This is a genomic window from Candidatus Nitrosocaldus islandicus, assembly GCF_002906215.1.
Classification (GTDB): domain Archaea; phylum Thermoproteota; class Nitrososphaeria; order Nitrososphaerales; family Nitrosocaldaceae; genus Nitrosocaldus; species Nitrosocaldus cavascurensis.
On sequence record NZ_CP024014.1, the window covers coordinates 658,855 to 683,414 of the forward strand.

Here is a 24,560-nt window from a genome sequence, read left to right on the forward strand (position 1 = left end):
TAGTGCTTACCTTAGCGACCTTGCAATATCTGCAAGCTCATCTATATTCAGGAACCTACTCTTGAATGAGTATATAACTCTCTCCTCCTCATCGTATAGGTTCAAGACGTTATAGTAGTACTTCTCCCATATATCATAATCAACATCTACCTCCTTGTATGCCACTACCTTACTACCATCTAAATTCATGGTTATAACATCCTCTCTATTAGCATTATCTACACCAATTGCATCCCAATCAATATCCTCATGCGAGAGTACCCTATAAGCGGTCATTACAAGTACTCCCTTTGCTATTGCCTCTTGCATTCCAGTAGCACTCACATCCTTGCTATTGCTATAGTATATCATTACATAGTTATTCATTATATGGATGGCACATCTATACTCGTAACCCTCTGGCATATATAAGGGTAGTTTAAGATTGAATTTTGCTAATGCATAGCCATGTCTTACCTCCTCCTCACTCATACATGAAGGGGAGTATGATCTAACAACAACCTTCCCCTGCATATTGTAAGGTTCTACAGTGTATGAGTACTTGCTTGCTATCCATGCTTGGAATACTAGTAATCTGGAGCCCTTCGATGGTATCACTGCAATATATGCATAATGGTAATCCTCTATAAGCCTATCATCCGCACTAACAGAGATTACCACCTTGCTATTAAGTTCGTTGATGAGTAGGATGAGGTTGTTGAATGGTGAAAAGAGTTCATGCTTATTACTGTCAAGGGCAATTATCTTGAACCTTGGATCCAGCTCCTTGTAATATACCCTTACTGTTACATAACCCTGATCTTCTGGAATGATATGGCTATAACCATCTATCATCATCGATCCAAATGGGTTTACCTTAAGATCATAATACCTCCCATCATACTCTATTATGCATGATATATAGCCATCCTTATCCATCACCTTGTAGAGCATCTCTATATGTGGTTTATTTGCTATAATGGCCTTTCCCTTGATCATGGTAGTTACAAGTTCATACGCCTCAGCCCCGGATATAGTAACACTACTATACTCATTGTACATACCTGTAGCATCTGCCCAATATCTAACATACATGATCTCATCTCTCAACGCCTTGGATATATTCATGAACTCATGCCCTACACTAAGAAGGCATGGTTCCCTACCATCCACTCTCTCAAGTAATGCTACACTAGCAGAGGCATCAACCTTGTATAGGTCTGTAAGAGTCATCTCACCACTCTTGTAAGTTATAATGATAAAGATGAGCACTGATGCAAGTATTATAGTAACAATGATCGTAGGATACACCATCGTTCCCATAGTTATTGGATATTGAGCCTTTATATAATAAATATCCCTATGCTAGAAAGTTAGAGGATGAGTAAAGGGACTATCCAAGGTTATGCAACAAGAGAAGGTACTGAGAGGTTCAGGTTAAGGCATGAAGGTAATACTACAGTTATAGGGCACTTCAAGAGGTTCAATGAGTATGCATTGAGTAGTATAGGGATTGGTACATATCTAGGCAAGGCTGATCAGGCAACTGATGCCCTTGTAGTGGATGCTGTGAAGAGATCTATTGCAAGTGGGGCAGTAAATGTTGTAGATACTGCAATAAACTATAGGTTCCAGAAGTCTGAGAGGGCAGTAGGGAGAGCCTTGAAGGAGCTTATAGAAGAAGGTATATGCAAGAGGGATGAGGTATTCATAAGCACAAAGAATGGCTATCTGACGCATGATGCTGATCTCAGCATGGACTTCTGGGAGTACATACATACAAATCTAATAAAGACTGGGGTTATAAGTGCTGATGATATATCATCTGGCTACAACTGCATCAAAGTATCATATCTTGAGGATCAGTTGAAGAGGAGCCTAAAGAATCTAGGGTTGGAGTGCATAGATCTGATCTACCTTCATAATGCTGCTGAGGAGCAACTGCCAGATGTTGGTAGGGATAGGTTTATGCAGATGCTAAAAGAAGCGTTTGAGTTCTACGAGGCAAGGAGGAGGGAAGGGCTCATCAGGTACTATGGGATGGCTACATGGGACTGCTTAAGGGTTGAGCCAGACAATCCTCTGTACATGAATATTAAGGATATAATTGATATTGCAGAGAATGTTGCTAGCAAAGATCATGGGTTCAAGTTCATACAGCTACCATTCAATATGGCAATGCATGAGGCAGCAACACTCAAGAACCAAGTTATAGATGGCAAGGTCTATACAGTTATGGAGGCTGCTACGCTGCTTGGCATAAACATATTCACAAGTGTGCCATTACTTCAGGGTAGGTTACTGCATAGGGATGTTATGAGTCTGGTAAAGGCAGAGACACCAGCACTTGCATGCTTACAGTTTGCAAGATCATCAAAAGCAATACCCTTGATAGGGCAGAAGAAAAGAGAGCATGTTGAGGAAAATCTAAGGATAGCAAAGATACCACCATTAGGCAATGATGAGTTCTCAAGCATAATAGCCTCTTTAACTGTTAGAGCAGCCTGAAATCTTCTTTTATTGTATTAAGCACAACATGTGTATTAGTTCTCTCAACGTATGGGAGGCTTAGAACATGCTTTGTGAAGTTACTCAACTCATCTATACTCTTGAACTTTGCAACTATTATGGCATCTGTTGTGCCTGTGGTATCGTAGACAGCACATACGTTTGGGATCTTTGCTATCTCCCTCTCCATCTCAAGCAATCTACCTTTAGACATTGTAACCTCCATGACTATTGTTATAGTATAGCCAAGTAACCTATGCTCCAGCATTGCTGAGTAACCCTTTATTATCCCTGCTCTCTCCATATCCTTAATATGCTTGAGTACTGTGCCAGTTGATACTTGCAAGGTATCTGCCAACTGTCTGTAGGATCTCCTTGCATCCCTGAGCAGTTCAGCAAGTAAGCGTTTATCGAACTCTTCAAGTTCCATAGTAATATTTAACCATACATGCACTAAACCTTTGCTGATGCTACTGATTTGTCATGCACATTTGAATGAATCTGGTCATTTGGAAGTGTTTCTATATCGCTATAGATAAATTATTAAGATAACTATCCATGTATACCTACAGAATACTATCTAAATTCAAATTATCGTTCAGTGCTGGATTATTGATAATAACAAATGAAATAGTATCTTGATGTGTATACAACTTATGCAACAAAGCAATGGATAGCATTAATAATAGCATTCTCAATAGCAGGTTAAGGTCATTACATAGGTACTGCTGGCAAGATCCTTGGAGTGCTGGTGGAGTTCTAGCCTTGATGCCCATGCTTAGAAAATAGAAATAAGAGTGCTTCATGTAAATCTGCTAGATGAGGGTATGTGTTACAGGAGCATCAGGCTTCATAGGTAGAGAGGTTGTTAAGCAACTTCACATGAAAGGCTATGATACAATAGCATTGGTAAGGGATAGGAGCAAGGCATCATATCTAGATAGATATGCAGATATCCATACTATAGATCTTGTAGATGCTGATGTTAGTGTATTGAATGATATAGTAAGCAACTCCCATGCTGTGATCCATCTAGCAGCAAAGGTTAGGTTCCATCCATACAATACCTTAAGAGCGATAATGGTTGATAGCACTGAGAGCATAGCAAGGATATGCAAAGAGTATGGTGTAAGGTTTGTTTATGTAAGCAGCATAGCAGCGTATGGTAATGGTCATGGGATGATCATGGATGAGGAGAGTATATGCAATCCTGATACTGGTTATGGAAGAGCAAAGTTGGAGGCTGAGGGAATAGTGATGAGTATGGTAAAGCAAGGGCTTGATGCAATAGTGCTTAGACCTGGGTATGTATATGGCTATAGCAATGGTCATGGCGATCCTATAGCAAGGATGCTAAGCACTGGCAGGGTATTCTGGATAGGTGATGCTACAAACTACACTGGCGTTGTACATGTACATGACTGTGCAAGGACATTAGTTGAATGCCTCTCATACAAGGGTAGTAATAGGGTATTCAATGTTGTTGATGATGAGCCTGTAAGATGGCTTGATTACCTAAACTATGCATGTTCTCTTCTAGGCATAGGAAGGCCAGTACTGCTCCCTTATGCTCCTCTCAACGCTCTATCACACCTCATAGGTAGTATTGCAAAGGTGCTCAACAAGGCTAGCGATATAAGCCCAGATCTCATGAGAGCAATACGGTACTCAGCAAGATACAGCAATATAAACTTGAAGCAGTGCATGAACTTCAGGTTTGTATACCCAACATACAGGGATGGTTTAAGGCAGGTTGCAGATGAGATTAATAAGGATACAAAGTATTAACATTAACATTAGAATGGGAATATTATAACTTAAAGTTTTTACGTTCTATCTGCTTGATATAGCATATGCTGGATATGCGGGTGCATATGTATACTATGCTCATCGTACTGCTCATAACCTCCATAAGCATACATGCAAATAAGATAGCCTTGGCAAGTAACACACAATCATCACATAGTATAAACCTTAACAGTGAGGATAGCAGGAATCATGATGGTTCTATACCATTACTTACATTCGATAGATCTGAGTATACACCATTCAATACCGTTGGTATAATACTTCAGGATAGATCTAGGGATGTTAACCCTAATGCAGTTGATACTGTTAGCGTGACTGTTAAGGGTAGGAGTTCAAGCATCGTTGTTAACCTAATTGAGACATCTAAGAGTAGCGGGGTGTTCATTGGAAGTATAAGGCTGAGTCCAAACCTATTGATATACAATGGTGATCTGGAGGTTAGACGTGATGATTGGATAGTTGCCTTGTACAATACTACTATAGCAACATCAGCAAGGATAGTCTACTATGAGGCAAAACTAACATTCGATAGACAGTACTATTACTCCACAGACAAGGCAGAGATAAGGCTTGAGGAGCCTGAAGCTAACAGAGACCCATATGTAAGGGATAGGGTAACTGTATTCCTTTGGTCTGATACATATACCTCAGGGGTAAGAATAACGCTTGTTGAGACAGATGTAAATACTGGGATATTCACTGCCATGGTTAATCTAGTCTCAAGCAAAGGTGAGGAGCAGCAGAATCAACAACAGCAGCAGCAACAACAGCAATCCATAAGGGTTACTGATAACGATAGGATAGTTGCAAGGTATCTGGATGATACACTCCCCTATCCTGTAAGGCTTGCAGCAGATGGTGTACTAACAGTTGAGATGAGGTATGTAACTGCAGAGGCTGTATTTGGTACTGGTATAGCAGCAAGGGATAGGATGCTGGTATCAAAGCCAGAGGTAATAACACAGTTTGGTGAGCAGATAAGAGTGTTATCATTTGGTAGCAAGTTGGCAGTTAAGGTTGAGTTGCTGAACAAGCAGCCGATAGCGCAGGAGTTTGTATGTATAGCACAGGTTAAGTACTCAGATGGCACTGTAGCATCTATGAGTATGATAGCATCTGAGTTGGAGAGCAGTACGCGTGCTATAGTAACGCTACCATGGACCCCTGACAGGCAGGATACATACAGGATAGAGGTCTTTGTGTTAGACAACATAAGCAAGCCAATGGCACTTGCCCCAATTCAGAGCATAGAGGTTGATGTTGTATGAGCAGATATAGATTAAGATGATCGCATATCCTTCTTCTTCCCATTATTATATCTCTTATTAAATTACCAAGCATCCTTCTCATGATATAATTGATGTTCATATCCATGCTAAAGTATAAAATTAATAGCGTCTATGCTATAGAATAGTGATGAGATATAAGGTCATAGTAGGCATAGTTGGATCAGCACTTCTTATAATATCTGTATTACTACTACTATCATTATCTACAAATAGTAAGGATGATCATGCATCTACTGTAGCAACAAGGCTAAGGATAGGTTTACAGGCAAATCTAACACATGCTCCAGCACTTATAGCGAAGAGTAGTGATGCGTTCAGCAAGGAGTTAGGCATGGATGTAGAGTATAGGATGTTCAAGGCAGGTCCAGATACCATGTTTGCACTACTCACAGGGCAGGTTGATGTTGCATATACTGGCCCAATACCTGCCATTCAAGCATACCTTGCAAGTAATGGTTCTGTTAGGGTAATAGCAGGAGCAACATCTGGGGGTGCAAAGTTCATAACCCGTGAGGGTATAGATACACTTGAAGATCTCAGAGGTAAGAGGTTTGGAACACCACAGTATGGTAATACACAAGATATAGCCTTGAGATCATACCTACTAGAGCATGGGCTTAGGTTAAAGGATGATGGTGGTGATATAACTATAATAAATGCAAAAAACCCCGAACTCCTACTCCTATTCAAGAAGGGCGAGATAGATGGACTATGGGTACCAGAGCCTTGGGCTAGTATAGCGGTAAACGAAGGAGGGAAGATCTTCCTCGATGAGAGGAGTATATGGCCAGATGGTAGGTTCGCAACTACAGTGCTTGTTGCTAGATCAGATCTGATAGATAGGAGCCCAGACCTTGTTCATAAAGTGCTTAATGCTCATATAAACATCATAAGATGGATAAACGAGCATAGGGATGAGGCAATGAATATTACTAGCAAGGAGATAAGGAGCATGACAGGAAAATCATTACCAGAGGATGTTGTAAAGAACGCATTCTCATCCCTAGAGTTCACATACGATCCAATGCAGGGATCAATAGAAGGTTACATAAGGAAGGGGAAGATGGTTGGGTTATTCCATTCAGACGCTACCTTTGATAGACTGTTCTACTACGATGGTTTGAATAGTATACTGGAGGAGGATAAAAGTACATTAAACTCATTCATGCTAGTTAAATAACAATATTCAAATTATACTTAATATAAAGATGGTAATCGAGAAGAGGTAAGAGTACCTTGGCCAAGTTAGAGGTAAGGAATGTCAGCAAAGTGTATAACCACTCAAATGGCATAGTTAAGACTATAGATGGTGTTAGCATAAGCGTTGAGGATGGTGAGTTTGTATGTTTAGTTGGCCCTTCAGGATGTGGCAAGAGTACACTGTTAAACATAATTGCAGGGCTTGAGAGCCCATCTGATGGAGAGATACTTCTAGATGGGAGATGTGTAAGTGATACTGGCCCAGATAGGATAATGATATTTCAGGAAGGAGCATTATTCCCATGGCTTACCATAATAGAGAATGTGGAGTTTGGGCTTAAGATGGCTGGGGTAGAGAAGGCAAGGAGGAGGGAACTTGCAATGCACTATCTTCAGTTGATGCAGTTGGATAAGTTTGCAGACTATTACGTGCACCAACTCTCTGGAGGTATGAAGCAGAGGGTAGCAATAGCAAGATCCCTTGTTATGGACCCTGAGGTTCTGCTCATGGATGAGCCATTCGCTGCCCTAGATGCCCAGACTAGGGATCTTCTGCTTGTTGAACTCCAACTGCTATGGCAGAAGACAAAGAAGACAATACTATTCGTTACACATAACATAGCAGAGTCTGTATGCCTTGCTGATAGAGTTATAGTATTAACTCATAGACCTGCTAGGGTTAAGAAGGAGGTTAGGATAGATTACAGGAGGCCAAGGCTTATAGAGGATGCTAACTTGAGCAGGTATGCTAGCGAGGTTATAGAGGCTCTTAAAGGAGAGGTTATAGCAGCCATGAAGGAGGAGTACAAGAGTGTAGATGGTATAGTAGATAAGTAGATAAGGTTAAATGGAATCCCCTTCCCTACTGTTATTATGTCTAGCAAGTATACATCATACTACCCATCTCTTACCCTTCCCATGCTACATCCTACACATACAAATCTTAACCCATCGATCTGCATGCAATGTAGGGGTAGCAAGTACCTCTGTGGTCTAGCGTACTGCCCAATAATTGTAGCAAGTGTAAAGACCATGCTTGAAAGGATAAATGTAGATAAGAGCATTGATGGTTATACACCACCATCCATATTCGTTGGTAGGTTAGGGTATCCAAAGGTCAGCATAGGACCAATGATGCCAGTTGTAGAGCATTATATTGATAGTGTAGGTATAGGTATCTACGATTGCCCAGAGCACTGGCATAACATTGCTCTTGATGATGTGCTTAGGTTCAGGCTAGCAATGGTTAGAGGCAAGGTTAAGGCTCATGTTGATGATGCCTCGCCAGCAAGATGCAATGGAATATCATCCATAGTACAGGAACTAGCAATGGCTAAGGTACCAATAGATGCTGAGATGCATCTCAAGCATAGACCTTCAGGGCTGAACCTGAGTGAGTACCTTCCTCCATCTGGACCATCTGCAGAGATGGAGAGGCTCAGGGTAGGGAGCATAAGGGTTGATGAAAGGATAGAGCATGCATACTACGATGATCTCAGCGCAAGTGAAGCAATACTACAACTCTACAGCAAGGGTGTTAGAATCTCAAGCATAATAAGAGCCTTGAGTGCTGGATGCCTAGGCTACAGGGGTAGGAGGAGGTTCGTGCCTACTAGATGGAGTATAACTGCTGTTGATGATACCATCTCCAAGGCACTGATAGAGCAGATCAGGTATGAGCCTAGCATAGATGAGTACATGGTATACTTTAGAGATGTTAGCATGAACAGGTTCGTATGCATACTTTTACCAGGTACATGGGAGTTCGAATGGATAGAGGCATGGTTCCCAAACACTACATGGAACGTTTATGGGAGTAGGTATGAGATGATAGGTGATCATGAGGGCTATATAGGGAGGAAGGGTTATGCTAGGGTTGGAGGATGCTACTACTCTGCCAGGCTTGCAGTTGCTGAGCATCTAGCATCTATTAGGAGGCAGGCTAGGGTCATCATGCTTAGAGAGATATACCCAGGGTTCAACATACCAGTTGGTGTATGGTTCGTTAGAGAGAATGTTAGGGCAATGCTCAAGGGCAATGTAGCAAGGTTCACAAGCATGGATGATGCTATTAAATATGCTATGAGCATGCTTAAGATACCATTAGAAGAATGGGCTAGGGAGAGCAGTATGCTGAGAGGGGCTCAGATGAGGCTATCTGATTATATGCAATGATAAGGTATGCTTATAGCATCATCAACTATCACTAAACAGATTTAATAGAGAGTAGGCTTATCGTAATCCAAAGGCATGAAGGAGACTCTAGAGGGAAAGGGTTTGGTGAAGGGCTATGTACCAATACTAATACTCCTTGCCTCACCTGTGCTCTACACCCTTGCAATAGCACCAGATACATTCCAGATGGGCTGGAATGAGGGTAGGGGAGGCTTCCTCTTTGCCCTAGCCTTCATTGTTGCAGAGATAGCAGGGTTAAGGTATGATATTGCAAGGAGGAGGCTATACCTAGCATCCATGCTTGCAGTTGCATGCATAGTATACTTTACACTTGTAGAGAATGGGTATAGGCAGATCATAATGGACTCTGCATCAAACTATGGTGTAAGGCTTAAGGATAGCTGGACATGGATGTGGGATTATATAGCATTAGGATTATTCATGGTTTCAGCACTAACCATAATATATGGTAGGAGATGGGTAAGGATAGCCCCTGCAAGCCCAATCTACCTGCTTGGTAGTGCAATAATACTATCCCTTGATGCCTTCTTCCCATACAATACTCTAGGTCCATTGCAGTTCATAGTACCTTATCTACTCCAGTTCGATGCTTGGATAATAAATACTCTAGATGTAGGGAGTGCTACAGCAAGGGGCAACATGCTCTTCCTGAACGGAAGCAAGGGCTCCATGGCACTTCAGGTCTTCTGGCCATCTGCAGGTGTGCATAGCATCATCATATACTCCCTTGTGATGCTTGCATTCCTGCTCAAGATGAACATACAGGCTAGAAGGAAGGGCATGTACTTTGCAATAGGTGTTGCTGGCACAGTCTTTGTTAACACCATGAGGATACTTGCATTATCAATATACGTGCTTACTGTTAGTGCTGATGTCAATGCATTCGAATCCTTCCATTCTGTAGCAGGGGAGATAATGTTCCTACCATGGCTTGCTGGCTACCTAACGCTTATAATGTATGTTGAGAGCAGGAGGGTTAAGAGAATGGGTAAGGATGCTAGTGAGGGAGTAAACAACAGTAATAGTAGTAGGTAGATGGATAGAAGATAACAGTCAATTAGGTAGAATGAATCAATAGCATAAGTTGAATCAGATGTGCATATAACAATGCCATCATCCATACATAGCGAGTATCTGCATGCATCATGATATATCACATAAACCTCTGTAGGGTCTCCTGACCCTTAACACTCATAAGATCAGATACCTTCACACCTAGACGCCTCACAGGCATCCTGCTCTCCTTCAACGCCTCCTCCAGCAGTACCCTTGCATATCTGAGCAGATCATCAATGCTGTTGGAGTAGTGCTTCAGTGTCCTTGCCTTGCTCCTCATGCTCAGATCCTCATAAACCAGTATTATGCCTACTGATCTGAAGAGCAGCCCTTGCTCAACCACACTCTTATGCACATCTATGCTTAAAGCATGTAGATCATCAAGCATATCCTCTATTGCATTAGCATCCCTCTTTAGGGTAGTTATCCTGCTTATCTGCTTTGCCATAGAACTTTCCTTAACCTGCTCCTCATCAATGCCCCTTGATGCATTGTACAGGTATACACCCATCTTCCTTCCAAACTCATTGATGAGTGTATCTATGCTTATCTTTGCAAGATCAGCAACTGTGTATATGCCCATGGAGTTGAGCCTAGCCTCTGTCTTCTTCCCAACCCATAGCAGTTTACCAACACCCATCTGGCTTATGAAGCCCTGCACCTCCTCTGGCCTAACAACTGTAAGTCCATCTGGCTTCCTATAGTCAGATGCCATCTTTGCTATCAACTTGTTCATCCCTATCCCTATGGAGCATGTTAAACCTATGTTAGCCCTTAGCTCATCCTTAAGCCTAGTTGCCAATGCAATGGCAGAGTCAAAGTCCCTACATCTTATGCTAACATCCATATACGCCTCATCTATACTTATCTGCTCAAATGCATCTGCATTTGCTCTAAGTATTGTCATTACCATATCTGATATGCTTGTGTAGTACTGCTCATCAACTGGAAGGAATACAGCATCCTGCCCCCTTAGAAGTCTCTTTGCTTGAACTATAGGCATACCTGCCTTAACACCATATGCCCTAGCCTTGTAGTTGCAAGTGCTCACAGCACCACTATCCCCTCCCCTAGCAGAGTATACGCATACAACAACAGGCTTATCCTTAAGGTCCTTCCTCCTCAACTCCTCGCACTGAGCATAAAAGTAGTCAAGATCAACATGCATTATTATCCTCTTACTACCCTTACCGCTATTATTATTGCTGATGTTACCAATACCCATACATTGAGTATAGCACAACCATCATATACATATTATTAAGGCTGTAGCATAATACAATAGGATGAACTACTGCAGCAAGGATGATGATGTTGTAACTGTAGATAGTGATGGTAAGATAACCATAAGGGTTGAGAGGATGGAGGTTGAGCATATATACCCTTGCATATTCAATGACAGGGTACTGCTATTCATAAAGGATGAGGATGGCATGCTCAACTGCTACGAGGTTGAGGATGAGTATCTTAAGAGCCAGATCATGGATAATCCTTCTCATAATTCCATAGTTAGGATACTTCAGCAGATTATTGACAATGAAAAGGTATAGATTGCATGCATATCAAACTATTTATACAGGTTCAATACCTTAAGAGGGTATGGCTGAGACGCAGAGCACACAAGCACAACGCAAGGCAGCAAACGAGATATTCATAGGCAAGAAGCCATTGATGACGTATGTGACAGCTACCCTAGTTCAGTTGGCAAATGAGCCAACAGTAACCATAAAGGCTAGGGGGCTCAGCATCGCAAGAGCAATAGATGTTGCACAGATAATCGTGAAGAGGATGAACTCTCTAGGCTACAAGATAAGCGATGTTAGGCTTGGATCTGAGCAGATGCAGAGCCAGAACGGTAAGGTAAGGAACGTATCCACTATAGAGATAGATATAAGCAGGAAGTAAGCTAGAGAAGCTGCCTGCTTCTATCCTTTTTTATGTTTATGTTATGGTTCATCTTCCTTACTTCCCTGTCTACCTGCTACTCTCAAGGTAGGTTATTATTATTGATTGAATGAGATACCTTTGCTGATTGTGATGATCCTACGCTTCATATACGTTGTTAAGTATGAGGAGTTAGACTCAAGAGTAAAGGATGATCTGCCATACATTGAGGAGATGGGCAAGTTCTTTGCTTGGTGGTTGAACAAGAACTTTGGGCTCCATTATGATGTTGGTGTTGATGTACTTGCTATAGAGAAGAGCCCATTGAGAAGGCTTAGGTTTGGGTTGAGCGATCTTATAATGCATCATAGGAGCAAAGGTAAGGATAACTATCACATCTACCTAGCATACTTTAGACCCTTGATCTCTGATTGTAGCGCTGGCTACTACACAGACAACTTTGGCTTAGTGCACTGGCTTGATTATTTGGGCTCAGGCTCTGACTCACCTGCCATGGATAGAAAGAGGTTCTTTGCTATAAACAACTGTGCCAAGGTATCTCATATCATCTTGCATGAGGTTGGTAGGAGGAAGGGTATAGCGAAGAGGTACAACGATGCCATACACGATATCTGGACAGAGCATGTATCTGGAGTAAGGGATTACGAGTACTATGATGAGAGGTATAGGAAGGTATCTAAGAAGGATGAGAGAGAGTATGCATTTGCAACCATGAGCATACCAGCACCATCATAATAGATTATGGTAGCAATCATCTAAATCTACTGTTATCCTCCCATTAGGTTGAGGCGTCTCATTATGCATACACTTGTTTAGGTTGGCTATAGCAACCACAAGCAGACAGGTATTCTGTACAGAGCAGAGGAGATTAGCAATACACAAATCTACTTGCAAATTAGGCTGGAGGTTCCTATGGTTGTGTATCATGTACTAGCATCTCAGAGATGCCTTACAGATAAGATAAATCATCCAAGGTGGATAGATAGGTTATGTATATCCAATGATCATATATATAATAACGATGACTACCATCACTACTACTGCTGCTATCACTATCATAACTCATCCATTTACTAATTTAAAATACCATCATTCTATCATTGTACCAATAATTAATTATATACCTAGCCTGTAATAATAGATATGCAGAGGATGGCCTTTGCAGATAAGAATGTTATGACACTGCTCATACTTGCTGCAATAGCAATCTTCTCTCTACCACTTGTACTCCCTCATATAACCCATGAATCAATGATATACCATATCTACCTACACATGATAGCGTTCATGGTATCCATATTCCTAGTTATAGTATCTGTACTAGCATACTACAGGGGAAGGAGTAGAAGGTTGCTCTTCATGATGCTTGCACTCTCTATGCTTACACTTGCAGAGTTTGTGAACTTCATTACGCTAACAGGGAATGTACCAGCGCTCTTGCTCCCAATAATAAATGTAGAGTTGGCACATCTACTCATCCTTGCCATGCTTGTACTCTTCATGACTGGGGTTATTAAGATGGGCTGAGTTGAGGTGTCATGGAATGAGCAATATAAGGAACACGATACTTGAATACATAAGCAAGAACCCTGGGATAAGGTATAGGGAACTACTTAGAATGCTAGGGTTAACAAACGGAGTGTTATCATACCATCTCTACAGGCTAGAATCTGAGCAGATGATAAGGATAGAGAGGGATGGAGGGATGACAAGGTACTATGCAAGTGATGTTAAGCAGGATGAGGCAAACATACTTGGCATGCTTAGGATACCAACCGCAAGGAGGATCATCTCATACATGCTTGAGAACGATGGTTCAGCAACGCTTGATGAGATTGCATTCATGCTTGGCAAGGCACAATCAACCATATTCTGGCATATGAAGAGGCTCATGGAGAAGGGCTTGGTTAATAAGCATGACTCCAAGTACATGCTGAGGAGCAAGCATCTAATAGCAGAGGTACTTGCAAGGTATAATGAGCAGTTGGTTGAGAGGGTTGCAGATAACTATGCTGATATGATGGAGGATCTAAACTTTTAATACTAAGGCTGAGATAGTTTTAGGGTGTCAAGTATCTGGCACATGCATGATGAGAGGATGATAGAGTATGTGCATAGCATACTACCAAAGAGCCCAAGCATACTTGCAAGCATAGAGGATGATGCTAGGCAGAGAGGTATACCAATAGTTGGTCCACTGATAGGTAGACTGCTCTTCCTCCTAATACTTGCAACAAGGGCTAAGAGGGTGCTTGAGATAGGCACTGCTGTAGGCTACTCTACCATATGGCTTGGGCTTGCAGCAAAGAAGGTTAAGGGTAGGGTAACAAGCATAGAGATAGATCATACAAGGGCAGATGAGGCTAGAGCAAACATACATACTGCTAACCTAGATGATACTGTAGAGGTTATAACTGGTGATGCTCTAGATGTTATACCAAGACTCAAGGGGAGGTTCAACCTTATCTTCATAGATGATAGCAAGGATAACTACCCTAGGTACTTTGAGCTATGCTATCCAAGGCTAAGCAAGAATGGGTTGCTAGTAGCAGATAATGCGTTATGGCATGGGGAGGTATTGAAGGATAGCAAGGAGGGCAAAGCAGTAGCAAGGTTCAACTCAATGCTCATCAGTAACATGGATGCCTTGGTGCTCCCTGTACGTGATGGGTTGGCTATAGGTATCAAGGGGTACAGGTAGTAGCAGTCTATCAGGTATTAACAGTCTATAATGCTATATGATGCTATTACTTATGCTACTACTACTGCCATTACTGCCATTGCTGCTGCTAGCCAAGGAGGTTACGTACAACATCCCTCCTCACAAGTTCGAACTTTGCAGAGGTCTCTATCATCCTCATAGCCTTATCAAACGCATCCTCAGTAGGAAGGTCTGCAACCTGCATGTATATGTTCTCAGCCTCCTTCCTCCAGTACTGGTAGAAGTCCTTTGGATCCTTACCTGCACTGGAGATTATGGAGTCGAATAACTCCTTCATCTTGATAAGATGCTCGCTCCTCAACCCCTTTGAGCCTAGCATAAAATAATATCCATCAGACCAGTTTATAAGTTCTCATTAACCAGCGATGATGCTATAAAGCCTATACCTATATACACAAGCATGGCATAGAGTGCTAGGTAAAGCAATCTGTAGAATATCTTTGTACTACCATGTTCAGGCTTGAAGATCTTATCCATGCCTCTTCTTGTCATGTACGCTGTTCCAGCAAGCCATGCATAATCCATCCATATATGGGCTATGAACATAATTAGTATACCTTGCATTGATGCTATATTATATGCATCCATTACAATCTTCATACCAACTGTAAGCCACCATGCTATGAAGAATGGGTTCAAGGCTGAGAATGCAATACCAGCAAGGAATGAGCCGTATGGTGTTGCAGATACCCTTGATATGTAACCATACACCTTCTTCTTACTGCTACTGCTGCTATGCTTACTAGCATCATCTTTAGCAGTGTTTATGAGAGTGTATAACTGCATGGTGGCAAAAGTTATTAGTGCTACACCTCCCACAATACCTATTAGCCATCCAAGCTTATCCATGTACTCTATGCTTAACATGCCTAACGCTATTGCTATGATGAGGGGGAGTTCTACAACTGCATGACCACTAGCACATAGCAACCCTGATACATGTCCATACCTCTTTGCATAGTGCATGTTTACGATGAAGAGTGGTCCTGGGGTTAGCACTCCAGATGATGATACTGCTATAACCATGAGTATGAATGTATGGTCAATCTGCATCATCCTACCCTATCACCTTCAACAACAACGGTAGCAGTAGTAGTATAGTAGTAGTAACAACTGACGGATACATAGATGTATGGGTAACAACTAGTATAAGAGCGTATATGATGGATTCTACAATGAATGAGTATTGAGGAAGGCATGGATGTGCTGATAGATAGATAAAGAAAGAAGGATATAAGGATGGATTAAAGTAAGGAAGAGATGAGGCATGCAGAGGAAGGTACTACTTGATATGGATCCAGGGGTTGATGATGCTATAGCACTCATACTAGCATTGAACAACACGGTTCTTGAGATAGTAGCATTGAGCACTGTATCTGGCAATGTTAGTGCTAGGATGGGAGCAGTAAATGCTATGAAGATATGCAATGCCCTAGGCAAGGATGTAAGGATCATACAAGGTCTGAGCAGGAAGGGTTACAGGAGGTCTAGGCATGCTGTGGATGTGCATGGTAAGGATGGGCTTGGGGATTCTATGTTAGATGTAGGAGGAGGAGGAAGAGGAAGAGCAGTTAGGTTGATCAAGTATGATGACCCAATAAAGGAACTTGCAAGCATACTTGCATCCTACAGTAGGAGGGAGGTTACACTTCTATGCACTGCACCACTAACAAACATCGCAGCATTGCTAGAGTATGATGTGAAGAGATACATAGATAAGGTATTCATCATGGGTGGAGCCTATAACCTTGCTAATGTTGAGGGCAATGTAACAAGGTATGCAGAGTTCAACTTCTACACAGATGCTGTAGCAGCGGATAAGGTTATGGGCTCTGATCTTAGCATAGTTGCCTGTGGGCTTGAGTTAACATCACGCAGGGATTGTGTAGTTGATGATCTAATGCTTGAGAGGATAAACTCCATAGGGAGCAGTGCTTCTACCCTTGCAGCAAGGATACTCAAGAACCCTGTGTCAAAGCACTCATACTTTAACCTCCACGATGTATTTGCTCTTGTAGCACTAGTAGAACCTGAGATCTTCAGAATGAAGAGGGCAAGGGTTAGGGTAGAGACTATTGGGAAGAGGAAGGGTATGTGTATAACAGAGTATAGAGATGATGGGAATGTCAGCATATGCTATGATGTTGACGCAAAGAGGCTAGTAGAGTTCATAATAGATGGTCTTGCTGTTGAACAGTAGCAGTAGTAGTAGAAGTAGTAGAGGTAGCAGTAGTAGTGTAATCATTGTTGCTCTACATAACCTTTATGCCAGTTAAGAACCTCTCAACCCTCTCATCCCTCATGTACCTTAGCAACTCATCATAGTATGGACTTGCCCTTGTCTCCTCCCTAGAGACCTTGATTGCAGCTGCAAGGTTTGCCATGAATAGTGCCTCTAACTCACCATAACCCTTGAGCAGTAATGCTGTGAATGCACCAAGGAAGGCATCTCCAGCACCAACACTGCTTACAGCATACAACCCTATGGAGTTCAAGTCTATGCTTGGTATCTGCACAACCTTATCACCCCAATGGAATAGACAGCCCTTAGAGCCCCTGGTTAGTATCATCCTCTTACTCAACCCTGCAAGTGCCTTGAACCCCTGCATTACATCATCTGTATTAGATAGCAACAAGCATTCAGACTCGTTCATGACAAGGTAGTCTACCTTGCTTATACCATCCCTAAGCATATCAAGACCAAACCTAGTGAGGAGTGCTGGAGCCCATACAATCCTCTTCTTGCCATCCCCTTCTCTAGCATGCTCTATAAGGCTTAAAGCAAACTCCAATGGAGGATCTATAACAACTACTGCACTTGCCTCATCTACTGCCTTTAGCATATTCTCATCCATCATCTCTGGCTTGAGCATATCGTTCACAGCCTTGTAGGTTAGTATCATATTCTCTCCCTTGCCATTAACAAGTATGTATGCTTGTCCTGAAGGGTGGTTAAACCTCTTTATGTATGATGTGTCTACACCCTCATCCTCAAGTATCCTTACCTGCTCCTCTCCTATCCTATCATCCCCTAGCGCACCTATAAGCCCAACACTCTTCTTGCCAAGTATCCTTGCAGATGCAACTGCAGTATTTGCACCCTTGCCCCCTGGCACACTTATAACCTTCCTTGCTTTAACCTCCTCACCAGCATTTGGGAAGTCATCAACGAATACAGTTGTATCCCAGTTTATTGCTCCTGCAACAAGTTCTATAACCATGATCCACCTATTCCATTTAATGCTTCTTGTCTTTATATACAATGCTGTTAATGAGTATATGCATGATCATCTGATGTAAGTTAGTATGAGAAATTACACAATCATTTATTTTATGATTACAACTGATAGTTATGCAGAGTAAGGAGGATAGGGATAAGAGCAAGAGGTTTAGCACTAACAGTGAGCATAACAACAGCAATAATAATAATAATAACAGTAGTAGCAGCAGTAACAGCAGTAGTAATGCTTTACATATGGCAGAGACTGAGTTGAGGCATGTATTTAGAGACTTCCTCAACATGGAGCCAACATCCATGCTCATAAGAGGGCTCCCTGGTACAGGGAAGACCACTCTAGCACTTGAGTTGATGCAACTCATGCATGATAGGTACAAGTGCTTCTACATCTCAACCAGGGTATCTCTTGCAAGGCTACAGCGTTACTTCCCCTGGATCATAGGCTACCTGAAGGATGAGTCAGTACTCTCATACGATAAGATAGAGAAGGACTCTGTAATAGACCTTAGGCTTGGTAGTGCTACGGGTACTGTAGAGTTGGTTATAGATACACTGATCAACAATAAGAGAGCCTTTGTAGTTCTTGATAGTTGGGATGCACTAGCAAAGGAGATCAAGCATGAGGATAGGATGAAGATGGAGAAGACTATGATAACAGTTGCAGATACAAACGATGGCTTCTTGCTATTTGTTAGTGAGGAGCCAGAGATGAACACACTATCATACCTAGTTGATGGGATAGTAACATTGAGCGTTAGAGATTATGATGATGGTGTAAGCATAAGATCAATGCATATAGATAAGATGAGAGGAGTTGCACTCTACTACAACAACTATGCATATACACTGCTAGACTCTAGGTTCATATTGGTTCCTATGCAGAATAACTGTACATACTGTATGTGCAAAGAGTATAAGCATCATGTTGGTGCTGATGATGATAGTGATAATTATGGTGGTAAGAGCAGTAAGTTATTCAATGTATTGGAGGCTAGAGATGGCTTCGTATCAACAGGGAGCAGTGATATGGATTATATGCTCCATGGAGGGCTGAGATATGGTAGCACACTACTCCTAGAGGTTGATCCTGGATTTGATATAACATTCTTGAATGCTATACTAACATGCATGATAATGAACTCCTTGATGAACAATGGTAGAGTCATGCTAGATATGGTAGATGCCTCGTTAAGTAGTATGATGAGCATAATACTTCATTTCTGTACAGATAAGGTTAACAATCTAACGATATTCTCCTCAAGTAAGATAGATGTAACAAGGATGTATAGGCAATGGTTGAATAGCAAGAGTAGGAGTACTAAGATCAATAGCAATATACACAATTCCCTACCCTCTATAGTTAATGTTAATGAGTCGAACTACATGAACCTCATGCTAGAGAAGTATGAGGAGTTTAAGAGGTTAGATTACATAGGGGAGAGGGGTAGTAGAGGTAGTAGTAGTGATGGTAAAGGTGATGCTACTCTTGATGATATTTGTAGTAATGCTATACTCCTAATCCTAGATCACATGCATACTAACAGTAGTAGGATGTACGAGGGTATGCTACTAACCCATACCAAGGATAATGGTGATGTAACGGTTATAGTTGAGAGGATGGGATCAAACAACATACCATATGTTAAGAGCATATCTGATATGCATCTAAGGCTATGGAGCAAGAATGGCGTGCATCTAATGCATGCAGTAAAGCCTAGCCTAGGCACGTATACGTTACTCTTGGATACTGAGAGAGGGTATCCTTCATACTTGCTGTTAAGGATGGTGTAACTACATGATGGAAGATGTTGGGAATACCAAATATGGTATGAGCGTAGAAGACGAAAGAAGAAGGGTAGAGGATGGGAAGGATGATGATGGGTTGGGAAGGGGAGCGAAGGTAAGCACCAATAGAGGTAGGTACATTGGTGATGGTGAAGATGTTGAGAAGAGGATAAATGCTATAGTTATAAAGCATCTTAGCAACGTGCTTGGAGATAATACAGTAAGGGTCATAAACTTCTATCTTGATAGGATGGGTGTTGATATACACAATCTATGCAGCAATCCAAAGAAGGTAGAGGATGGACTCTTCTTACTCTTCAAGGACAGTGCAAGGATGCTCATATCTGAGATAATAAGTATACTGTATTCTGAGTTTAATGTGCGTAGCAATAATGATACAAGACAGCAGTCCTTGGAGGATGCTATAAAGTTGGTTAAGGAGAGTATAGTGAACAGGTAAATAGTTAAGCATCATCATACTCCTCTTCCACCCTCTTATTCTTCTTTCACACATCGTACTCTTTACTACTTGCACTAATCCATCAATTAACTACCATTTACTTCTTCTTTTTCCCTACCCTCCCTCTCCTCTCTTCCCACCATTACTCCACTCCCTTTCCTTCCATGCTCTTAGCATACAGGTATAAAGGAATGGTAGGAGTAGTGTAGCCTCTCCATACACAGTAACTTGCTTTGCATCCTGCTTAACCTTGCCCCATGATATTGCTTCTCTTACTAGAGCACCGCTCAAGCTTCCATCGTACTCAACAGCAGTTGTTATGTACACAGCATAATCAAGTCCTCCCCTGAACTGGTTCCACCATAGAGTATGGTGCTTTGCTATCCCTCCTCCAAGCATCAATGCACCTGTACGCTCTGCCCTAAACGCTACCTCAGCAAGCATATCAGCATCCTTGAAGAGGTTTAGCCTAAAGTCTCTATGCCTCTGAGCAAATAGCCATAACTGGGTACCAACTGCACCATCCATTATCCCAGGTACAAATACAGGTATGCTGTTCCTTGCAGCCCAATACAGGAAGGATGACTCATCAAGCCTCATACCTATTGCCTTGCATATCTCGCTACTTGAGCACTCCCTTGTACCATCAGCATAAACCTCCTCCAGCACTGCTTGAACCTTCCTCTCTATCAATGGACCATAGTTTGCCAATGGGATAAGCAGATTCCCTAGCCTATGTATCTTCTCATCAGCAAGCATTGCATCATCAATGCCAAAGTCCCCAGCATAGTAATCTGCACTACTCCTTGCTATATCATGGTCTAGGGCACCACATGTTGTTATAACAGCATCAAACATCTTCTCCTTAAGCATATCCCTTACAACACCTCTAAGCCCAGTTGCTATTGGTGCACCTACAAACGATATGAACCTGAAGCACTTATCATCCTTAAGCATATCCTCAAGTATCCTTGCTGCTATTGCAAGGTTCCTTGCCATGAACCCTCCAGCATCAAACATCTGTGCGATTATAGAGCATGCATCTGAGCCATCATCTATGCTTAAATCCCTAACCTTCTTCTCAAGCATGCATGGGTTGTTGTAACCACCATATATAAAGGGTTTAGGCTACTCCTGCGATGGGGAGTGAATCAATGCTCTGGTTTGAGGCTAAGGGATGATATGATATACAGATTATTCTAAGCATATGTTCAATGCTAGAAGGTAACTCTGGTAGCATTCCTTGCACAGCAAGCAGTAGAGGATGTATTGATGCATCATTTGCCCTTATGATTAGGCAGGGAAGGAATAAGGGAGAAGCCATACTAATGAACTATATTATATGATGAAGAGTGTATTCTTACTTCAAAGCAGAGTATGCATGCTCAACAGATACTATACAGTTAGATGCCTATGCTGCAAATGCTCTGCTATGGTTCTAGATATGCTGGAGTATGAGAGCTAAAGTTGCTATTATATACTCCATGCTAGAGAATAAGACTAGATACTGTAGATATGCTAGTAGATGTACCAGTAAGTAGGTATATTGGTTGGATAAGGGCTGTATGATTATAGTGATGAGAATGATGAACAAGATAAATAAATAATAGAGAGGGTACTATCACCGTACTTACTTCAACCTAAAGTATGCACGTATGCTAGAGTAGCCATCCTGAAACTCTATGGTTACCTTCCAGCATGTATCCTTTTGGGTTGGTGTCTTCCAGTTGTATATGAACTGTCCTTCAGTCCAGTCATAGCGTAACGATGTCCCTCCAGTTGCTGTCAACTCTATCTCATCTGTTGGTGAGCCATCCAGTGTACTACAGTCTATCTTCTGAGCCTTAAGTTGCTTAACTATACTTGGATCTGTTAATTCTTCCCCACTAATGGTCTTGAATACCTCGAACTTCAATGGCACTGTTGAACCATTCTTAACAACGTTAACTAGAGGAGGATTATCTACTGGTGGCTTGAATCCTACTATGGTCCATGCTTTTATGGTGTAAGTTATGGAAGTAGATTTAGTATTACCTGCATTATCCTTTGCAGTTGCTGTTATTGTATGGGTTCCAACTGATGTTGGGAGTGGTGATGGCGATATGGTACAAGACTCAACACCAGAGAGGTTATCTGTAGCATTGCATGTTACTTCTGGTAGTGGATCTCCAAAGTCAAACTGCTGTCCATCGCTTATGCCTCCTATCGAAACAGTTGGTGGAGTAGCATCATAATCGAATGTGTAACTACCAAAGCCTACATTACCAGCGTTGTCTGTGCATGAACCTGTTACTGTTATGTCTTCACCATCTGGTCCACTATAGGTTACTGGGGAATCGCATGCAGCAATTCCAGATGTAGCATCTTCGCCAGTGAATGTTATTGTTAATGGATGATTATACCATCCATTGTGATCTGGCCCTCTATCTGGTGTAGCAGTAACTGTTGGAGCAGTAGCATCCCTCTTTATTGTAACTGATTTTGAACTGCTCAAGCCAGCACCATTGGTTGCTGTGCATGTCAATGTTACTCCAGTAGTATCATAGTTTATTGTTGTTGGATCACATCCACTAGTAGATGCTATCCCAGATTCAGGATCACTAACATTCCAACTTACAGTAACATTGCTAGTATACCAACCATTGTTGCCTAGAGTACCTGATATGTTAGGAGTTATTTCTGGTGGAGTAGTGTCTGTTGCGGTAACTATTAGTGTGAATTGGGCATTAGCAAAGTTCCATTGACTTCCTGGCTTTCCCCCACTCATACTGAAGTTGCCCGTAGTGAAGTTGTATGTGCCTGCGCTACTTGCAGTGAATGTTGCAGTTTGTAAACCCTCTATGACAGGAGTATCTGGACTATCACATCCCACAAACGTTAATGTAGTAGGCGATACACTCACTCCAGCAGGTGGAGAGATAGTTAAGTAAGCAGGATTACTACCTGTAGCATTACAACCAGGAGCATCACCACTTCCTGTAGTCGGTCGTATGTAGAATCCAACACTTACTGGTGTACCAACTGTAGTAGTTACTGTCTCAAGATCTGGATCAATAGTGGTATCTATATTATTTACTACATTATCTGCAAATGTCATACCTGCTGTAGTAACCATGCCAGTAACCAACAGCGCAGCTAGTAGAACACTCCTCTCTCTTCCATTCCAATTGTGCATCATATAATAGAGAGAAGAAGGAATCTTATAAATATGCAAGTAACTTCTATTATATAATACATATTCTATAACATAAATTATATAGTATCTGTTACATGTTTCAATACATCTCATAGCAGAGCAAAATACTTAAATACATACTCCCTAAACAATACCTATGAATGGTAAAACCATAGCACTGTTAACCATATTGGTTGTATTAACGGCAATGGTAGCCACTGTAGTTACCATACCAGCTATAGCAGACAAGGATAGAGGCAATGCTAAGGATGGTAGTAGCAGTAGTAAGGTTGAGATCGAGGCTCATGTAGGAAGTGAGTCAGCACATGTGCATGTTAAGATCGGGTTTATAACAAATGCAAAGGATAGGGATGCTATAGCAAGGGAACTGAATGAGAGGATAAGGCTTGATAAAGATACTATTGCAGGCATACTCAAGACCGAGCATGAGGAGCATGAGGAAGTGGATAGGGAGGAGAGGCTAGATGTTAAGGCAAAGGTTACACCTGCAGATACATTCGTTAAGTTCAAGTATGAGTTTGTAATAGATGCAACTGAGAGGAGTGCCATAGTAGATGGTATAGCATCTAAACTAAGTTCATTACGCATAGATCCAAACACCATCAGGGTAGAGGATATAAAGGATAGGGCTGAAGAGGCAATGAAGGATGCAGAGGCTAAGGGCAAGAAGGATGTTGCTGATGCACTAGAGAAGGTTATGAAGACACATGGGAGATCCTTCATGCTTAGCATAATTAGGATAGCATTGACATCTGATGTAGAGCAGGTATCTGGGTTTGGTGTTGCGAATATAACTGCTATTAAGCATGGTGATGGGGATAAGGGAAGGCTCGTACTTAGAACAAACATAAACCTGCTCATAGAGTCTGAGGTTAGTAGCCTTACAGCATGCTTGGATGATGGTACATCAACAGTAGCAATAGGTAGTATGCGTACAGATGTGAACAATGGTATCACTGTTGCTCACCTCAAGGGTAGCATAAACCTTGAGAGGATCACATTGCCAGGCATAACGGTTAAGGTTGTTGAGGGTAATGATTGTAGGGCTACTGCACTGCTATCTGGCAGCATATAATTTCTTATGATTATTTTATTTTATTTTTTAGGTGTAGTTGGTGCTCCGGGCGGGATTATCACATGCAAGTATGCATGATTTGAACCCGCGATCAGCGGCTCGAGAGGCCGCTATGCTTAACCGGGCTACACCACCGGAGCAC

25 protein-coding genes and 1 tRNA gene are annotated in these 24,560 nt (G+C 41.8%); 17 read left to right on the top strand and 9 right to left on the bottom strand.

Features of this window, described 5'->3' with window-relative positions; genetic code table 11:
• Positions 1–6: 6 nt before the first annotated feature.
• Entirely contained in the window at positions 7–1,302 is a 1,296-nt protein-coding gene (locus tag CRG89_RS03465) for a hypothetical protein (protein ID WP_158648693.1), read from the bottom strand.
• 57 nt (positions 1,303–1,359) lie between these two features.
• On the opposite strand from CRG89_RS03465, the gene CRG89_RS03470 reads away from it, so the two are divergent.
• Entirely contained in the window at positions 1,360–2,487 is a 1,128-nt protein-coding gene (locus tag CRG89_RS03470) for an aldo/keto reductase (protein WP_103286955.1), read from the top strand.
• Here CRG89_RS03470 and CRG89_RS03475 read toward each other — a convergent pair.
• Positions 2,474–2,917 (bottom strand): Lrp/AsnC family transcriptional regulator, encoded by a 444-nt coding sequence (locus tag CRG89_RS03475; protein ID WP_103286956.1) that lies wholly within the window; start codon positions 2,915–2,917, stop codon positions 2,474–2,476. The two genes, CRG89_RS03470 and CRG89_RS03475, sit on opposite strands and share 14 nt — an antisense overlap.
• A 389-nt stretch (positions 2,918–3,306) precedes the next feature.
• Between CRG89_RS03475 and CRG89_RS03480 the strand changes: the two genes are divergently transcribed.
• The 6 genes from CRG89_RS03480 to artG all read left to right on the top strand — a co-directional run bounded on the left by CRG89_RS03480 (position 3,307) and on the right by artG (position 10,016).
• Positions 3,307–4,275, top strand: a complete 969-nt coding sequence (locus CRG89_RS03480; RefSeq protein WP_103286957.1) for an NAD-dependent epimerase/dehydratase family protein — start codon at positions 3,307–3,309, stop codon at positions 4,273–4,275.
• Between the two features lie 65 nt (positions 4,276–4,340).
• Entirely contained in the window at positions 4,341–5,564 is a 1,224-nt protein-coding gene (locus CRG89_RS03485) for a hypothetical protein (protein WP_148695221.1), read from the top strand.
• Positions 5,565–5,712: 148 nt separating this feature from the next.
• Complete coding sequence (locus CRG89_RS03490) at positions 5,713–6,765, top strand: ABC transporter substrate-binding protein (RefSeq protein WP_103286959.1); 1,053 nt, start codon at positions 5,713–5,715, stop codon at positions 6,763–6,765.
• 56 nt (positions 6,766–6,821) lie between these two features.
• The gene (locus CRG89_RS03495) at positions 6,822–7,622 is read left to right on the top strand and encodes an ABC transporter ATP-binding protein (protein WP_103286960.1); all 801 of its coding nucleotides are present in this window, start codon (positions 6,822–6,824) and stop codon (positions 7,620–7,622) included.
• A 36-nt stretch (positions 7,623–7,658) separates the two neighbouring features.
• The gene (locus CRG89_RS03500; RefSeq protein WP_103286961.1) at positions 7,659–8,960 is read left to right on the top strand and encodes an Nre family DNA repair protein; all 1,302 of its coding nucleotides are present in this window, start codon (positions 7,659–7,661) and stop codon (positions 8,958–8,960) included.
• A 75-nt stretch (positions 8,961–9,035) separates the two neighbouring features.
• Positions 9,036–10,016: a thaumarchaeosortase gene (artG, locus tag CRG89_RS03505; RefSeq protein WP_103286962.1), complete on the top strand. Its 981-nt coding sequence runs from the start codon at positions 9,036–9,038 to the stop codon at positions 10,014–10,016.
• Between the two features lie 118 nt (positions 10,017–10,134).
• Here artG and dinB read toward each other — a convergent pair whose 3' ends face one another.
• Positions 10,135–11,262, bottom strand: coding sequence for a DNA polymerase IV (gene dinB / locus CRG89_RS03510; protein WP_103286963.1), 1,128 nt, complete (start codon positions 11,260–11,262; stop codon positions 10,135–10,137).
• A gap of 61 nt (positions 11,263–11,323) precedes the next feature.
• On the opposite strand from dinB, the gene CRG89_RS03515 reads away from it, so the two are divergent.
• The 6 genes from CRG89_RS03515 to CRG89_RS03540 all read left to right on the top strand — a co-directional run bounded on the left by CRG89_RS03515 (position 11,324) and on the right by CRG89_RS03540 (position 14,643).
• Positions 11,324–11,587, top strand: a complete 264-nt coding sequence (locus CRG89_RS03515; RefSeq protein WP_103286964.1) for a hypothetical protein — start codon at positions 11,324–11,326, stop codon at positions 11,585–11,587.
• 49 nt (positions 11,588–11,636) lie between these two features.
• Entirely contained in the window at positions 11,637–11,942 is a 306-nt protein-coding gene (locus tag CRG89_RS03520) for an AlbA family DNA/RNA-binding protein (protein WP_103286965.1), read from the top strand.
• 105 nt (positions 11,943–12,047) lie between these two features.
• Positions 12,048–12,677 (top strand): hypothetical protein, encoded by a 630-nt coding sequence (locus tag CRG89_RS03525; protein ID WP_103286966.1) that lies wholly within the window; start codon positions 12,048–12,050, stop codon positions 12,675–12,677.
• A gap of 408 nt (positions 12,678–13,085) precedes the next feature.
• On the top strand, positions 13,086–13,469 hold the full coding sequence (locus CRG89_RS03530; RefSeq protein WP_103286967.1) for a hypothetical protein: 384 nt from the start codon (positions 13,086–13,088) through the stop codon (positions 13,467–13,469).
• Between the two features lie 16 nt (positions 13,470–13,485).
• Entirely contained in the window at positions 13,486–13,983 is a 498-nt protein-coding gene (locus tag CRG89_RS03535) for a winged helix-turn-helix transcriptional regulator (RefSeq protein ID WP_103286968.1), read from the top strand.
• 24 nt (positions 13,984–14,007) lie between these two features.
• A complete protein-coding gene (locus CRG89_RS03540; protein WP_148695219.1) occupies positions 14,008–14,643 on the top strand; it encodes an O-methyltransferase in 636 nt (211 codons plus the stop codon).
• Positions 14,644–14,731: 88 nt separating this feature from the next.
• Here CRG89_RS03540 and CRG89_RS03545 read toward each other — a convergent pair whose 3' ends face one another.
• Together CRG89_RS03545 and CRG89_RS03550 are read right to left on the bottom strand one after the other, a co-directional pair.
• The gene (locus CRG89_RS03545; RefSeq protein WP_103286970.1) at positions 14,732–14,983 is read right to left on the bottom strand and encodes a hypothetical protein; all 252 of its coding nucleotides are present in this window, start codon (positions 14,981–14,983) and stop codon (positions 14,732–14,734) included.
• A gap of 23 nt (positions 14,984–15,006) precedes the next feature.
• On the bottom strand, positions 15,007–15,720 hold the full coding sequence (locus CRG89_RS03550) for a LysE family transporter (protein ID WP_103286971.1): 714 nt from the start codon (positions 15,718–15,720) through the stop codon (positions 15,007–15,009).
• 211 nt (positions 15,721–15,931) lie between these two features.
• Between CRG89_RS03550 and CRG89_RS03555 the strand changes: the two genes are divergently transcribed.
• Positions 15,932–16,864: a nucleoside hydrolase gene (locus tag CRG89_RS03555; protein WP_103286972.1), complete on the top strand. Its 933-nt coding sequence runs from the start codon at positions 15,932–15,934 to the stop codon at positions 16,862–16,864.
• A gap of 52 nt (positions 16,865–16,916) precedes the next feature.
• On the opposite strand, the gene CRG89_RS03560 is transcribed toward CRG89_RS03555, so the two are convergent.
• On the bottom strand, positions 16,917–17,885 hold the full coding sequence (locus CRG89_RS03560) for a carbohydrate kinase family protein (protein ID WP_148695218.1): 969 nt from the start codon (positions 17,883–17,885) through the stop codon (positions 16,917–16,919).
• A gap of 131 nt (positions 17,886–18,016) precedes the next feature.
• On the opposite strand from CRG89_RS03560, the gene CRG89_RS03565 reads away from it, so the two are divergent.
• A complete protein-coding gene (locus tag CRG89_RS03565; RefSeq protein WP_103286974.1) occupies positions 18,017–19,693 on the top strand; it encodes an RAD55 family ATPase in 1,677 nt (558 codons plus the stop codon).
• A 4-nt stretch (positions 19,694–19,697) separates the two neighbouring features.
• The gene (locus tag CRG89_RS03570) at positions 19,698–20,147 is read left to right on the top strand and encodes a hypothetical protein (protein ID WP_103286975.1); all 450 of its coding nucleotides are present in this window, start codon (positions 19,698–19,700) and stop codon (positions 20,145–20,147) included.
• Positions 20,148–20,261: 114 nt separating this feature from the next.
• On the opposite strand, the gene CRG89_RS03575 is transcribed toward CRG89_RS03570, so the two are convergent.
• Positions 20,262–21,236, bottom strand: coding sequence for a deoxyhypusine synthase (locus CRG89_RS03575; RefSeq protein WP_103286976.1), 975 nt, complete (start codon positions 21,234–21,236; stop codon positions 20,262–20,264).
• Positions 21,237–21,777: 541 nt separating this feature from the next.
• Entirely contained in the window at positions 21,778–23,325 is a 1,548-nt protein-coding gene (locus CRG89_RS03580) for a PxKF domain-containing protein (RefSeq protein ID WP_103286977.1), read from the bottom strand.
• Between the two features lie 154 nt (positions 23,326–23,479).
• Between CRG89_RS03580 and CRG89_RS03585 the strand changes: the two genes are divergently transcribed.
• Positions 23,480–24,418, top strand: a complete 939-nt coding sequence (locus CRG89_RS03585) for a hypothetical protein (protein WP_103286978.1) — start codon at positions 23,480–23,482, stop codon at positions 24,416–24,418.
• Positions 24,419–24,456: 38 nt separating this feature from the next.
• Here CRG89_RS03585 and CRG89_RS03590 read toward each other — a convergent pair.
• Positions 24,457–24,558: transfer RNA gene (locus CRG89_RS03590), tRNA-Glu, on the bottom strand.
• Positions 24,559–24,560 lie beyond the last annotated feature (2 nt).